The sequence below is a fragment of the Variovorax sp. PBL-E5 genome (assembly GCF_901827185.1).
Classification (GTDB): Bacteria; Pseudomonadota; Gammaproteobacteria; order Burkholderiales; family Burkholderiaceae_C; genus Variovorax.
In genome coordinates this window covers 5,373,048-5,385,449 of sequence record NZ_LR594671.1, presented here as the reverse complement: position 1 = coordinate 5,385,449, position 12,402 = coordinate 5,373,048, and the positions used below count along the sequence as shown (strand labels likewise).

The 12,402-nt window shown below is 69.3% G+C and carries 13 protein-coding genes; 11 read left to right on the top strand and 2 right to left on the bottom strand.

The window, feature by feature from the left end:
* The first annotated feature begins 3 nt into the window (after positions 1 to 3).
* The 8 genes from fmt (at position 4) to WDLP6_RS26205 (ending at position 7,963) form a co-directional block, all read left to right on the top strand.
* Positions 4 to 954 carry a methionyl-tRNA formyltransferase gene (fmt, locus tag WDLP6_RS26240; protein ID WP_162594728.1) on the top strand — a complete coding sequence of 317 codons (951 nt, stop codon included), beginning with the start codon at positions 4 to 6 and terminating at the stop codon, positions 952 to 954.
* Complete coding sequence (locus tag WDLP6_RS26235) at positions 954 to 1,694, top strand: AzlC family ABC transporter permease (protein WP_162594727.1); 741 nt, start codon at positions 954 to 956, stop codon at positions 1,692 to 1,694. The genes fmt and WDLP6_RS26235 overlap by 1 nt, the downstream gene beginning before the upstream one ends.
* 8 nt (positions 1,695 to 1,702) lie before the next feature.
* Positions 1,703 to 2,038: an AzlD domain-containing protein gene (locus WDLP6_RS26230; protein ID WP_162594726.1), complete on the top strand. Its 336-nt coding sequence runs from the start codon at positions 1,703 to 1,705 to the stop codon at positions 2,036 to 2,038.
* Between the two features lie 110 nt (positions 2,039 to 2,148).
* Positions 2,149 to 3,339, top strand: coding sequence for a phosphoglycerate kinase (locus WDLP6_RS26225; protein WP_162594725.1), 1,191 nt, complete (start codon positions 2,149 to 2,151; stop codon positions 3,337 to 3,339).
* A gap of 185 nt (positions 3,340 to 3,524) precedes the next feature.
* Entirely contained in the window at positions 3,525 to 4,973 is a 1,449-nt protein-coding gene (gene pyk / locus WDLP6_RS26220) for a pyruvate kinase (protein ID WP_162594724.1), read from the top strand.
* A 90-nt stretch (positions 4,974 to 5,063) separates the two neighbouring features.
* Entirely contained in the window at positions 5,064 to 5,846 is a 783-nt protein-coding gene (locus WDLP6_RS26215) for an alpha/beta hydrolase (protein ID WP_232077329.1), read from the top strand.
* A gap of 52 nt (positions 5,847 to 5,898) precedes the next feature.
* Positions 5,899 to 6,963: a class II fructose-bisphosphate aldolase gene (fba, locus tag WDLP6_RS26210; RefSeq protein WP_162594723.1), complete on the top strand. Its 1,065-nt coding sequence runs from the start codon at positions 5,899 to 5,901 to the stop codon at positions 6,961 to 6,963.
* A gap of 94 nt (positions 6,964 to 7,057) precedes the next feature.
* Positions 7,058 to 7,963 (top strand): phosphoribosylaminoimidazolesuccinocarboxamide synthase, encoded by a 906-nt coding sequence (locus WDLP6_RS26205; RefSeq protein WP_162570063.1) that lies wholly within the window; start codon positions 7,058 to 7,060, stop codon positions 7,961 to 7,963.
* On the opposite strand, the gene WDLP6_RS26200 is transcribed toward WDLP6_RS26205, so the two are convergent.
* The gene (locus WDLP6_RS26200; RefSeq protein ID WP_162594722.1) at positions 7,953 to 8,402 is read right to left on the bottom strand and encodes an META domain-containing protein; all 450 of its coding nucleotides are present in this window, start codon (positions 8,400 to 8,402) and stop codon (positions 7,953 to 7,955) included. The two genes, WDLP6_RS26205 and WDLP6_RS26200, sit on opposite strands and share 11 nt — an antisense overlap.
* Before the next feature lie 157 nt (positions 8,403 to 8,559).
* The gene (locus tag WDLP6_RS26195) at positions 8,560 to 9,480 is read right to left on the bottom strand and encodes a tetratricopeptide repeat protein (protein WP_162594721.1); all 921 of its coding nucleotides are present in this window, start codon (positions 9,478 to 9,480) and stop codon (positions 8,560 to 8,562) included.
* A 36-nt stretch (positions 9,481 to 9,516) separates the two neighbouring features.
* Here WDLP6_RS26195 and purE point away from each other — a divergent pair, with 36 nt between their 5' ends.
* The 3 genes from purE to WDLP6_RS26180 are packed head-to-tail and all read left to right on the top strand — an operon-like array spanning position 9,517 to position 12,282.
* Positions 9,517 to 10,071: a 5-(carboxyamino)imidazole ribonucleotide mutase gene (gene purE, locus WDLP6_RS26190; RefSeq protein ID WP_162594720.1), complete on the top strand. Its 555-nt coding sequence runs from the start codon at positions 9,517 to 9,519 to the stop codon at positions 10,069 to 10,071.
* A complete protein-coding gene (locus WDLP6_RS26185; RefSeq protein ID WP_162594719.1) occupies positions 10,068 to 11,234 on the top strand; it encodes a 5-(carboxyamino)imidazole ribonucleotide synthase in 1,167 nt (388 codons plus the stop codon). The genes purE and WDLP6_RS26185 overlap by 4 nt, the downstream gene beginning before the upstream one ends.
* 49 nt (positions 11,235 to 11,283) lie before the next feature.
* Positions 11,284 to 12,282, top strand: a complete 999-nt coding sequence (locus WDLP6_RS26180) for an L-threonylcarbamoyladenylate synthase (protein WP_162594718.1) — start codon at positions 11,284 to 11,286, stop codon at positions 12,280 to 12,282.
* Positions 12,283 to 12,402 lie beyond the last annotated feature (120 nt).

The window sequence follows — 12,402 nt, the reverse complement described above, 5'->3', positions numbered from 1 at the left end:
CGCATGAAGATCGCATTCGCGGGTACGCCCGAGTTCGCCCGCGTCGCGCTGCAGGCCATTGCCGCCGCCGGTTTCGAGCTCGTGCAGGTGCTGACCCAGCCCGACCGGCCCGCGGGCCGCGGCATGAAGCTGCAGGCTTCGCCGGTCAAGCAGTTTGCCGTGGAGTGCGGCTGGCCCGTCGCGCAGCCGCGCAGCCTGCGGCTGGACGGCAAGTACCCCGACGACGCGGCCGCTGCACGCGCGGTCCTCGACGAAGCGAAGCCCGACCTCATGGTCGTCGCCGCCTATGGCCTGATCCTGCCGCAATGGGTGCTGGATGCGCCGCGCCTGGGCTGCCTCAACATCCACGCGAGCCTGCTGCCGCGCTGGCGCGGCGCGGCGCCGATCCATCGCGCGATCGAAGCCGGCGATGCCGAGACCGGCGTCACCATCATGCAGATGGACGCCGGCCTCGACACCGGCGCCATGCTGCTGCGCGAAGCGCTGGCGATCGGCGACGACAGCACCGCGCGCCTGCACGACCGGCTCGCGACACTCGGCGGACGGCTGATCGTGCAGGCGCTCCATCAGGCGCAGGCCGGCACGCTGCACGCCGAGCCGCAGCCGGCCGATGGCGTGAGCTATGCGCACAAGGTCGAGAAGCACGAGGCGCAGGTCGACTGGTCGCAGCACGCCGACGCGATCGTGCGCCGCGTCCGCGCCTTCGATCCCTTCCCCGGCGCCAGCAGCCTGCTCGACGGCGAGACGCTCAAGCTCTGGGCCGCGCACGCACGCCCCGGTGAGGTCGGCGACAAGCCCGGCACCATCCTCGCCGTCGGCCCGGCCGGCGTCGAGATCGCCGCGGCGGATTCGACGGTCGTCGTCACCGAGCTGCAGCGTGCCGGCGGCAAGCGCCTGCCGGTGGCCGATTTCCTGCGCGGCTTCGATCTGAAGCCGGGGCAGGTGTTCGGCTGATGTTCCTCTCCCCGTCCATCCGGCGCCTGCCCGAGTTCCGCGGCGGCCTGCGCGACATGTCGCCGGTCGCGCTCGGCATCGGCGCGTGGGGTCTGATGACCGGCGTGGCCATGGTCAAGTCGGGCATGAGCGTGTTCGAGTCCGTGGCGATGACGCTTCTGGTCTACGCCGGCAGCTCGCAGCTTGCGGCCATTCCGCTGCTCATTGCCGGTGCGCCGATCTGGGTCATCCTGGCCACGGCCTTCTGCGTCAACCTGCGCTTCGTCGTCTTCAGCCTGCACTTGCGGCCCTATCTCATGCACATGCCGCGCTGGCGCCGCATGACCCACGGCTATCTCACCGCCGATATGAGCTATGCGATGTTCACCCGGCGCTACCCGGCGCCGGCGGCGACCGAGCCCGGGCAGCGGGCGCAGGAGGCCTACCTGACCGGCAACTACTGCGTCACCTGGTGCGCGTGGATGGGACTGAGCCTGCTCGGCATCGCGCTGGCCAACCTGATCCCGCCATCCTGGGGCCTGGGCTTCGCCGGCGTGCTCAGCCTGGTCGCCATCGTCTGTTCCATGGCGACCACGCGCCTGCGCGTGCTGGCCGCGCTGATCGCCAGCGCGACGGCCGTCGCGGCCTTCGCCCTGCCGCTCAAGCTGAACATCGTCGCCGGCATCGGCGTCGCGGTGCTGCTGTGCTTCTGGCTGGAGAAGCAGTTCGGGCTCGATCCGGTGGCGGAGGACGATGCATGAGCGGTGGCATGGGCGGAACCGATCTGTGGACACTGGCCGTGATCCTCGGCATGGCCGGCGTCACGGTGCTCACGCGCTGCTTCTTCTTCATCTTCGATCGCCCCTGGGGCCTGCCCGAGTGGGCGCACCGCGCGCTGCACTACGCGCCGGCGGCCGCGCTCGCCGCGGTGATCGCGCCCGAGATCGTCATGACGCAGGGCCATCTGGTCGCCACCTGGCAGGACGCGCGGCTCTACGGCACCGCGGCCGGCGCGCTCTACTACATCTGGCGCCGCGGCGTGCTCGGCACGATGGGGGTCGGGATGGCGGTCTACCTGCCGCTGCATCTGGGGCTGGGCTGGTAGGGCCCGCGTGCCCTCACGCGGAGGCAGGGCCGCTGCGGCGAGATGCGAAACCTACAATGACCGCTGGCTCTCGAAGTCCCCTTCATCCGCTTTCACTTCCGTTTCCACCCATGAACGTTCTTCGATTCACCGACCTCTGCAAAGAGGGCAAAGCCGCCGGCCGCCGCGTGTTCATCCGGGCCGATCTCAACGTGCCGCAGGACGACGCGGGCCGCATCACCGAGGACACGCGCATCCGCGCCTCGGTGCCCTGCATCCGGCTGGCGCTCGAAGCCGGCGCCGCGGTCATGGTCACCTCGCACCTCGGCCGGCCGACCGAAGGCCAGTTCAAGCCGGAGGATTCGCTCGCACCGGTCGCCGAGCGCCTGGCCGAACTGCTGGGCCGCGAGGTGCCGCTGGTGTCGAACTGGGTCGACGGCGTCGACGTCAAGCCGGGCCAGGTCGTGCTGCTCGAGAACTGCCGCCTCAACAAGGGCGAGAAGAAGAACGACGAGGCGCTGGCGCGCAAGCTCGCCGCGCTCACCGACATCTACGTCAACGACGCCTTCGGCACCGCGCACCGCGCCGAGGCCACCACCTACGGCATCGCGCAGTTCGCCCCCGTGGCCTGTGCCGGGCCGCTGCTGGCGGCCGAGATCGATGCCATCACCCAGGCGCTGGCGCAGCCGAAGCGCCCGCTGGTCGCGATCGTCGCCGGTTCCAAGGTCAGCACCAAGCTCACCATCCTCGAGAGCCTGGCCGACAAGGTCGATCAGCTGATCGTTGGCGGCGGCATCGCCAACACCTTCATGCTGGCGGCCGGCCTGAAGATCGGCAAGTCCCTCGCCGAGCCCGATCTGCAGGACCAGGCCGAGGCCGTGATCGAAGCGATGCGCGCGCGCGGCGCGGCCGTGCCGATCCCGGTCGACGTGGTCACGGCCAAGACCTTCGCGGCCGATGCGCCGGCGACGGTGAAGGACGCGAACGACGTGGCCGACGACGACCTGATCCTCGACATCGGCCCGAAGACCGCCGAGCTGCTGGCCGCGCAGCTGCGCGAGGCCGGCACCATCGTCTGGAACGGCCCGGTGGGCGTGTTCGAGTTCGATGCCTTCGCCAACGGCACGCGCACCATCGCGCAGGCCATCGCCGACAGCGCGGCCTTCTCGATCGCCGGCGGCGGCGACACGCTGGCCGCGATCGCCAAGTACGGCATCGAGGACAAGGTCGGCTACATCTCGACCGGCGGCGGCGCTTTTCTCGAAGTGCTGGAGGGCAAAACGCTCCCCGCCTTCGAGATCCTGGAAAAAAGAGCTGGATAGGGCTCGCCCCCAGGCTTCGCGCACTTCGTGTCGCTACGCCAACCCCCTGCCCGGGGGCAACACCGGCGGACCGGCCAAGCCGGATCCGCGGTGTTTCTGGAAAGGGGCAGGCCAGGGCGCTGGAATTGCGTACTAGCCGCTGGCGGCCAAAGTGTATACAGTAGCGAATACAACCGGAGACCCGAATGAGCACGCCTCGCCTTCCCCGTCATGCCACCAAGATCGTCGCCACGCTCGGCCCGGCGTCCAGCACGCCCGAATTGCTGGAGCAGATGATCCATTACAAGGTCAGCGTGGTGCGGCTCAACTTCAGCCACGGCACCGCGCAGGACCACATCAACCGCGCCGCGATGGTGCGCGAGGCCGCGCGCCGCGCCGGCCGCGAGGTCGCGATCATGGCCGACCTGCAAGGGCCGAAGATCCGTGTCGGCAAGTTCGCCGAAGGCAAGATCTGGCTCGAGCCGGGCGCCAAGTTCGTGCTCGATGCCTCGCGCACCGAGCTGGGCGACGTCGGTGCGGTGGGGCTCGACTACAAGGATCTGCCGCGCGACGTGAAGCCCGGTGACAGCCTGTTGCTGAACGACGGGCTCATCGTGCTCACGGTCGATGCCGTCAAGGGCGACGCGGTGCACACCACGGTGCGCCTGGGCGGCGAGCTCTCGAACAACAAGGGCATCAACAAGCAGGGCGGTGGCCTCACCGCGCCGGCCCTGACGGCCAAGGACATGGAAGACATCAAGACCGCGATGAGCTTCCAGGCCGACTACGTTGCCGTGAGCTTCCCGAAGAACGCGACCGACATGGAAATGGCGCGCCAGCTGTGCAACGTGGCCGCCGCGGAGTTCGGCCACAAGCCCGGGATGATCGCCAAGATCGAACGCGCCGAGGCGATCCCCAAGCTGGAAGAGATCCTGCGTGCCAGCGACGGCATCATGGTCGCGCGTGGCGACCTCGCGGTCGAGGTCGGCAATGCCGCGGTGCCCGCACTGCAGAAGAAGATGATCCGCATGGCGCGCGACATGGACAAGGTCGTCATCACCGCCACGCAGATGATGGAATCGATGATCACCAACCCGGTGCCCACGCGCGCCGAGGTCAGCGACGTGGCCAACGCCGTGCTCGACGGCACCGACGCGGTGATGCTCTCGGCCGAGACCGCATCCGGCCGCTATCCGCTCGAGACCGTGCAGGAGATGAGCCGCATCTGCGAGGCCGCCGAGGCCGCGGAAGATCCGCACCTCGATGCCGACTTCAGCGGCCAGACCTATGCCCGCATCGACCAGTCGATCGCGATGGGTGCGCTCTTCACCGCCCATCACCTGGGCGCCAAGGCGATCGTGGCGCTGACCGAGTCAGGCTCGACCTTGCTCTGGATGAGCCGCCACCGCGCGCACATCCCGATGTACGCGCTGACCTCGCGGCTGGCGACCCAGCGCAAGCTGGCGCTCTACCGCAACGTGCGGCCGCTGCTGATGGATTCGGAAAGCGACCGCGACACCGCCCTCGAACGGGCGGAAGCCCATCTGAAGAAGCGCGGCATCGTGCAGACCGGCGACGTCTATGCGATCACCTGCGGCGAGCCGATGGGTGCGCCCGGCGGCACCAACATGCTGAAGATCTGCCGGGTCGGCTGAGGACGCGGCGCGTTCCCGCGAAACCGCTGCCGGGCGGCATGCGTACTGCCCGGATGAAGTTTCATCCGTTTTTCTTCCGCGTCCGCGGTCGTGCACTGCGGCTCGGCGTGCTCGCCGCTCGGGATCGTCAACAGCCTGGTGCCCGGCAACACCTACCGCTTCGAGGGCGACATCGCCTACGGGCAGGCGCTGCGCCAGCAGCTCGATGTCTACCGTCCGCTGCCTTCCGCTCTTCCGGCAGAAGGCAGCCGGCCGCTGATCGTGTTCTTCTTCGGCGGCAGCTGGAGCAGCGGCGATCGCGCCAGCTACAAGTTCCTCGGCGAGGCGCTCGCGGCGCGCGGCGCCGTGGTCGTCATCCCGGACTATCGGTTGTCGCCGCAGGTCGCCTACCCGGCGTTCGTCGAAGACAGTGCGCTGGCCGTGAAATGGGGCCTCGACCATGCGGCGCAATTCGGTGCCGATCCGCGGCAGGTCTACGTCGTGGGCCACAGCTCGGGCGCCTGCAACGCGGCCATGGTCGCGCTCGACGCGCGCTGGCTGAACGCGGTGGGCGCGAGTCCGAAGCAACTGGCCGGCTGGATCGGTCTGGCCGGGCCCTATGACTTCCTGCCGATCGTGCATGCCGCGTCCGGCGCGCCGCGCACGCCGCTCATGGCGGCGACGAAGGACACGCTGGTCGATCCGGTGCGAAATACCCGACAGATGGCCGACAAGCTGCACGCAGCCGGCGTCGAAGTGGCGCTGCGGGAGTTCGACGACCTCAGCCATGTCACCCTGATCGGCGCCTTCGCGAAACCACTCACCTGGATCGGCGGACCGGTGCTGTCGTTCATCGGGCTGTCGTCGGCGCCGTCCGACAAGGTCGCTCGCTAGAATCGACCGGAAGTCCCTACCGTCTTTTTTCTTATTCCCGCGAGGTATTCCCATGGCACTCGTCTCGATGCGCGAACTGCTCGACCACGCCGCCGCCAACGGCTACGGCATTCCGGCGTTCAACGTCAACAACCTCGAACAGGTGCAGGCCGTGATGGAAGCCGCCAAGGAAACCGGCGCGCCGGTGATCCTGCAGGCCAGTGCCGGCGCGCGCAAGTACGCCGGCGAGCCTTTCATCAAGCATCTGATCCTGGCGGCCATCGAGGCCTACCCGACCGTGCCGCTGGTGATGCACCAGGACCACGGCCAGAGCCCCGACGTGTGCCAGGGCGCGATCAATCTGGGCTTCTCCTCGGTGATGATGGACGGCTCGCTGGAAGCTGACGGCAAGTCGATCGCCAGCTACGACTACAACGTCGACGTCACGCGCCGTGTCGTGGACATGGCGCACAAGGTCGGCGTGACGGTCGAGGGCGAACTGGGCTGCCTGGGCTCGCTCGAAACCATGAAGGGCGACAAGGAAGACGGCCACGGCACCGACGCGACGATGACGCGCGAGCAGCTGCTGACCGATCCGGAGCAGGCCGCGGACTTCGTGAAGAAGACCCAGCTCGATGCGCTGGCGATCGCGATCGGCACCAGCCACGGCGCCTACAAGTTCACCCGCAAGCCCACCGGCGACATCCTGGCGATCGACCGCATCAAGGAAATCCACCGCCGCATCCCCAACACCCACCTGGTGATGCACGGCTCGTCGTCGGTGCCGCAGGATCTGCTGGCCATCATCCGGCAGTTCGGCGGCAACATGAAGGAAACCTACGGCGTGCCGGTCGAGGAAATCCAGGAAGCCATCAAGTACGGCGTGCGCAAGATCAACATCGATACCGACATCCGCCTGGCCATGACCGGCGCGGTGCGCAAGTTCATGGCCGAGAATCCCGAGAAGTTCGATGCGCGCGAATGGCTCAAGCCGGCGCGCGAGGCGGCCAAGCAGATCTGCAAGCAGCGCTACATCGAGTTCGGCTGCGAAGGGCAGGGGCCGAAGATCAAGGGCGACACGCTGCAGATCGTCGCCGCGAAGTACGCTAAAGGCGAACTCGCACAAGAAGTGGTCTGAGCCTTCCATCGGCCCGGGAAGCCACCCTCGCGGTGGCTTTTTTCTGCGCGCACAATCTGCGTCGTCTCTCGCCCATCGACACCGTCACTCCGCCATGACCACCGTCCACACCTCTTCCATCCAGAGCCTTCCGCTGCTCGCGCGCGGCAAGGTGCGCGACAACTACGCGGTCGGCAGCGACCGCATCCTGATGGTCGCGAGCGACCGCCTGTCGGCCTTCGACGTGATCATGGGCGAGCCGATCCCCGGCAAGGGCGTGATCCTCACGCAGATGGCGCTGTGGTGGTTCGACCGGCTCGGCGCGCTGTGCCCCAACCACCTGACGGGCGAGGCGCCCGAGAGCGTGGTCGCGCCGGGCGAGGTGGCGCAGGTCAAGGACCGCTCGATGCTGGTCAAGCGGCTCACGCCGATCCCGGTCGAGGCCGTGGTACGCGGCTACCTGGCCGGCAGCGGCTGGAAGGAATACCAGGAGGGCCGCGCGGTCTGCGGCGTGCCGCTGCCCGAGGGCCTGCGCAATGCGAGCAAGCTGCCGCGGCCGATCTTCACGCCGGCGGCCAAGGCGGCGGCGGGCAACCATGACGAGAACATCAGCTACGACAAGGTGGTGGAGGTGGTCGGCCCGAAGCTCGCGCAGCAGATCCGCGAGACCAGCATCGCCATCTACGAGGCTGCCGCCGAGATCGCGCTGGCCCGCGGGATGATCATTGCCGATACCAAGTTCGAGTTCGGCCTCGACGAGGCCGGCACGCTGGTGCTGATGGACGAGGTGCTGACGCCCGACAGCTCGCGCTACTGGCCGGTCGAAGGCTACGACGCGGCGCTCGCCGCCGGCACCAATCCGCCGAGCTACGACAAGCAGTTCGTGCGCGACTGGCTCGAGGCGACCCGGATCAACGGCAAGCCCTGGGACAAGACCCCGCCGGCACCGCGCCTGCCGGCCGAGGTGATCGAGAAGACGGCGGCCAAGTACCGCGAAGCGCTGGAACGGCTCACCGGCTGACGGGCGCCGTTCCGGCGCTCAGCGTCGCGACGGTGCGCCCGTTCGCATCCAGCAGCGCAAGCCGCGAGTGTCCCTGCAGCCGGTAGCTGGCGGTGGACTGCAGCGCAGCGAAGAACTGGCTTTCGTTGATGCGGGTCGCCTCGTCGGCGCAGGCCATGCGGGTCGCGCCCATCTGGCTCAGCTTGAGCGCGCTGCCGCTGCGCTCGAAGGTGCCCGAAATACGGTTGCAGCCGCCCGAACCGCTCACGCGGCCGCTGCTGCCGTCGAACTGGATCCGCGCAATGCGCTGCGGATCGCTGCTCGGTTCGATCAGCATGTCGCCCAATTGGTCGAGTTGCCAGACCGGCCCTTCGATCGGCTCGTCGAGGTTGATGCCGCTGCCGCAGCCGGTGGTCAGTGCGCAGGCGAGCAACGCCGCCGTGAGGAACAAGGAACGCATGGCCGGTTTTCCCTTTGCAACGAAATGATTCGGCTCCATCGTATGCGAGGCAGCACGTCGCGCCAACGCCACTCCCACTGCGAGTCCGGACCGGGCGCAACGTTCCGTTCCATGGCCGCTCCGCGCCGCATCGCGTGCCGGCCGGCGGCCGCCCCGATCAGCTCAGGACGACGCTGCTGAGCCGCCGCCGATAGGTCGCGACCGTGGGGTCGTCCGGCGGGATCTGGCCATCCGCCACCTTGGGCCGGGGCGGCTCGATGATCTCGAGGATGGCGATGTAGGTCTTGCGGGCGAGCTCCTCGCTCCAGCTCTTGTCGCGCATCAGGATGTCGAGCAGCTCGTCCATCGCGTCGGTCCAGCGCTGCGCGGCCATGAGCAGCCGGGCGCGGTCGAAGCGGGCCTCGAAGTCGCGCTTGTTGGCCGCGATGCGGGACTCGGCATCGGCCAGCGAGGGTGCCGCACCCTGGGCGGGCGAGGCGAAGTCGATCGCATCCATCCAGCGCTGCAGCGCATCGAAGCGGCGCACCTGCGTGGTCCTGGCGATCGCCGGTGCGAAGGCGACCTTGGCATCGTCGATGCGGCCTTCCTGCAGCAGCAGCTTCACGTAGTCGAAACGCGCGTCGTCGTTGGCCGGATCGGCGGCCACCGCATGCTGCAGCCGCTCGAGCGCGCCCTCGGTATCGCCTTCGGCCAGCGCCTCCTGGGCGGCTTCTCCCTGTTCGAGCGCCTCGACCTCGTCCGCGCCCGGCACGTGCTTGTCGAGGAAGGCACGGATCTGCTCGGCCGGGATGGCGCCGACGAAGCCGTCGACCGGCTGGCCCTCCTTGAACATCACGCAGAACGGGATGCTGCGCACGCCGAACATCTGGCTCAATTGCTGCGAGATCTGCGGCACCTTGTCGGCATCGAGCTTGGCCAGCGCGAAGCGGCCGGCATACTCGGTCTCGAGCTTTTCGAGCACGGGGCCGAGCTGTTTGCAGGGTCCGCACCATTCGGCCCAGATGTCCAGCAGCACCGGCGTGGTCATGGAGCCGTCGATCAGCTCGGTCTGGAAGTTTTCGAGGGTGATGTCGATCATCGTGGGAAGCTGAGGGTGAAACGTAAAATTGAAACCATGAAGCAAGCAATTCAGGTCGGCGTGGTCATGGGCTCGAACTCCGACTGGGAGACGATGCGCAATGCGGTCGAGATTCTCCAGCAATTCGGCGTCGCCCACGAAGCCCGGGTGGTCTCGGCGCACCGCATGCCGGACGAATTGTTCGCTTATGCCGAAAACGCCGCCCCGCGCGGCCTGGCCGCCATCATCGCCGGTGCCGGCGGCGCGGCCCATCTGCCGGGCATGCTGGCGGCCAAGACCCCGGTGCCGGTGCTCGGCGTGCCGGTGGCGAGCAAGCACCTGCAAGGCGTGGATTCGCTCTACAGCATCGTGCAGATGCCCAGGGGCGTGCCGGTCGCGACCTTCGCCATCGGCCCTGCCGGCGCGGCCAACGCGGCCCTGTTCGCGGTCGCGATGCTGGCGGTGGGCAATCCGGCCCTGCGCGCCCAGCTGGACGCCTTCCGCGCGAAGCAGACGCAGGCCGCCCAGGCGATGACCCTGCCGCCGCTCGATGCGCCGGCCGGCCGGGGTGCCGTGTCGCCGTTCTCGCCGCAGGGCGGGGGCGCGCTGTGAGCGCGCTGCTGCCAGGCGCCACCCTCGGCGTGCTGGGCGGCGGCCAGCTGGGCCGCATGTTCGTGCACGCGGCCCAGCGCATGGGCTACTTCACGGCCGTGCTCGACCCCGATCCCGACAGCCCCGCGGGGCGCGTGAGCCACCACCACATTCCCACCGACTACACCGATGTCGACGGTCTGGCGCGGCTGGCGGGCCTGGCCGATGCCATCACGACCGAGTTCGAGAACGTGCCCGCGCCCGCGCTGGTGCATCTCTCGGTCGCGCGGCCGGTCTCGCCCGCCGCGGAGGCGGTGGCGATCGCGCAGGACCGCATCCGCGAGAAAGCGCATTTCGTGGGCTGCGGCGTCGCCTGCGCGCCCCATGCCGTGATCGAGACGGCGGACCAACTGGCCGCCGTGTCCGGCGACCTGCTTCCCGGCATCCTCAAGACCGCGCGGCTCGGCTACGACGGCAAGGGCCAGCAGCGCGTGGGCACGCGAGCCGAGCTGGCCGCGGCCTGGGAGGCCACGGGCGACGTGCCCTGCGTGCTCGAGAAGCTGCTGCCGCTGGATTTCGAATGCTCGGTGATCATCGCGCGCGGCGGCGACGGCCAGATCGTGCACTACCCGCCGCAGCGCAACCTGCATCGCGACGGCGTGCTGGCCGTGACCGAAGTGCATGCGCACAGCATGCCCGAAGCGATCGCGCGGCAGGCGGTGGCGGCGACCCAGTCGATCGCGCAGGGGCTGGACTATGTCGGTGTGCTGTGCGTCGAATTCTTCGTGCTCGCCGACGGCGAACTGGTCGTCAACGAAATGGCGCCGCGCCCGCACAACAGCGGTCACTGGACGATGGACGCCTGCGACATGTCGCAGTTCGAACAGCAGGTGCGCACCCTGGCCGGCCTGCCGCTGAACATGCCGCGCCAGCACAGTCCGGCGATCATGCTGAACCTGCTCGGCGATCTGTGGTTCCTCGACGACGGCACCGAGCAGGCGCCGCGCTGGGCCGACGTGCTCGCGCTGCCCGGCATCCACCTGCACCTGTACGGCAAGGCCGAGGCGCGCCGCGGCCGCAAGATGGGTCATCTCACCATCACGGGCGCCGACATCGGCGAAGTCCGCAGCACCGCCGACTTCGCCGCTGCGCTGCTCGGCCTGCCGATCCCGCTCTCGGAGTGACCATGGGTCTCCACGCTCACCCGTTGCTCCCGCCGTGCGGCCCGGGCCGATGATCCTCGACGGCCGCACGCCCGACGCCATTGACGAGGCCGCGCGCGTGCTGCGTGCCGGCGGCCTGGTCGCGTTCCCGACCGAGACCGTCTATGGCCTGGGCGCCGATGCGGCCAGCGAGGCCGCTGTCGCCGGCATCTTCGCGGCCAAGGGGCGGCCGAGCGACCATCCGTTGATCGTGCACGTGGCGGCCGGTGCGCAAGGCACCGAGGCGCTGTCGCGCTTCGCGCTGCCGCTGGCGCCCTTCGCGCAAAAGCTGGTGCTCGCCTTCTGGCCGGGTCCGCTGACCTTGATCGTTGCGCGGCAGCCCGGCGTCGCTGCCGCTGCTGCCGGCGGACAGGACACCATCGGGCTGCGCTGTCCTTCGCATCCGGTGGCGCAGGCGCTGCTCGCGGCCTGCGCCGAGCAGGGCGTGCATGGCGTGGCGGGCCCGAGCGCCAACCGCTTCGGCCGCGTCAGCCCGACCACGGCCCGGCACGTGCAGGACGAATTCGGCGACGAGCTGCTGGTGATCGACGGCGGCCCCTGCGAGGTCGGCATCGAGTCGACCATCGTCGACTGCAGCCGCGGCGCGCCGGTGCTCCTGCGCCCGGGCGCCATCACGCGCGCCCGCATCGAAGCGGCCTGCGGCGAGGCGCTGCGCGACAAGGACGATCTCGCCGCGCCCGACCCGCGCGCCTCCGGCACGCTCGAATCGCACTACGCGCCGAGCGCCAAGCTGCGCCTGATGGATGCCAAGGCACTGCAGACCGGCCTCGACCTGCTGGGCGCGAACGCCGCCCACATCGCGGTCTGGTCGCGCACCGCGCTCAAGAGCCGTTCGCAGCGCATCGTGCAGCGCCGCATGCCCGACGACGCCGCTGCCGCGGCGCAGCAACTGTTCGCGGTGCTGCGCGCCTTCGACGACGAAGGCGTCAAATTGATCTGGGTCGAAACGCCCCCCGCCGAGCCCGAATGGGAAGGCGTGCGCGACCGTCTGCAAAGAGCGGCTGCATAGGTACACCCCCAGGCTGCGCGCACTGCGTGTCGCTTCGCCTACCCCCTTGCAGGGGGCGCAGCCTGCGGCCCGGCTGAGCCGGTTCCGCGGCGGCCCACGAACTCGGCGCGCGGTGCGCGG

What these genes read in the sequence shown, in the direction of transcription:
- fmt (WP_162594728.1), top strand. Translation starts at nt 4, where the DNA reads ATGAAGATCGCATTCGCGGGTACGCCCGAGTTCGCCCGCGTCGCGCTG.
- WDLP6_RS26235 (WP_162594727.1), top strand. Translation starts at nt 954, where the DNA reads ATGTTCCTCTCCCCGTCCATCCGGCGCCTGCCCGAGTTCCGCGGCGGC.
- WDLP6_RS26230 (WP_162594726.1), top strand. Translation starts at nt 1,703, where the DNA reads ATGGGCGGAACCGATCTGTGGACACTGGCCGTGATCCTCGGCATGGCC.
- WDLP6_RS26225 (WP_162594725.1), top strand. Translation starts at nt 2,149, where the DNA reads ATGAACGTTCTTCGATTCACCGACCTCTGCAAAGAGGGCAAAGCCGCC.
- pyk (WP_162594724.1), top strand. Translation starts at nt 3,525, where the DNA reads ATGAGCACGCCTCGCCTTCCCCGTCATGCCACCAAGATCGTCGCCACG.
- fba (WP_162594723.1), top strand. Translation starts at nt 5,899, where the DNA reads ATGGCACTCGTCTCGATGCGCGAACTGCTCGACCACGCCGCCGCCAAC.
- WDLP6_RS26205 (WP_162570063.1), top strand. Translation starts at nt 7,058, where the DNA reads ATGACCACCGTCCACACCTCTTCCATCCAGAGCCTTCCGCTGCTCGCG.
- WDLP6_RS26200 (WP_162594722.1), bottom strand. Translation starts at nt 8,402, where the DNA reads ATGCGTTCCTTGTTCCTCACGGCGGCGTTGCTCGCCTGCGCACTGACC.
- WDLP6_RS26195 (WP_162594721.1), bottom strand. Translation starts at nt 9,480, where the DNA reads ATGATCGACATCACCCTCGAAAACTTCCAGACCGAGCTGATCGACGGC.
- purE (WP_162594720.1), top strand. Translation starts at nt 9,517, where the DNA reads ATGAAGCAAGCAATTCAGGTCGGCGTGGTCATGGGCTCGAACTCCGAC.
- WDLP6_RS26180 (WP_162594718.1), top strand. Translation starts at nt 11,284, where the DNA reads ATGATCCTCGACGGCCGCACGCCCGACGCCATTGACGAGGCCGCGCGC.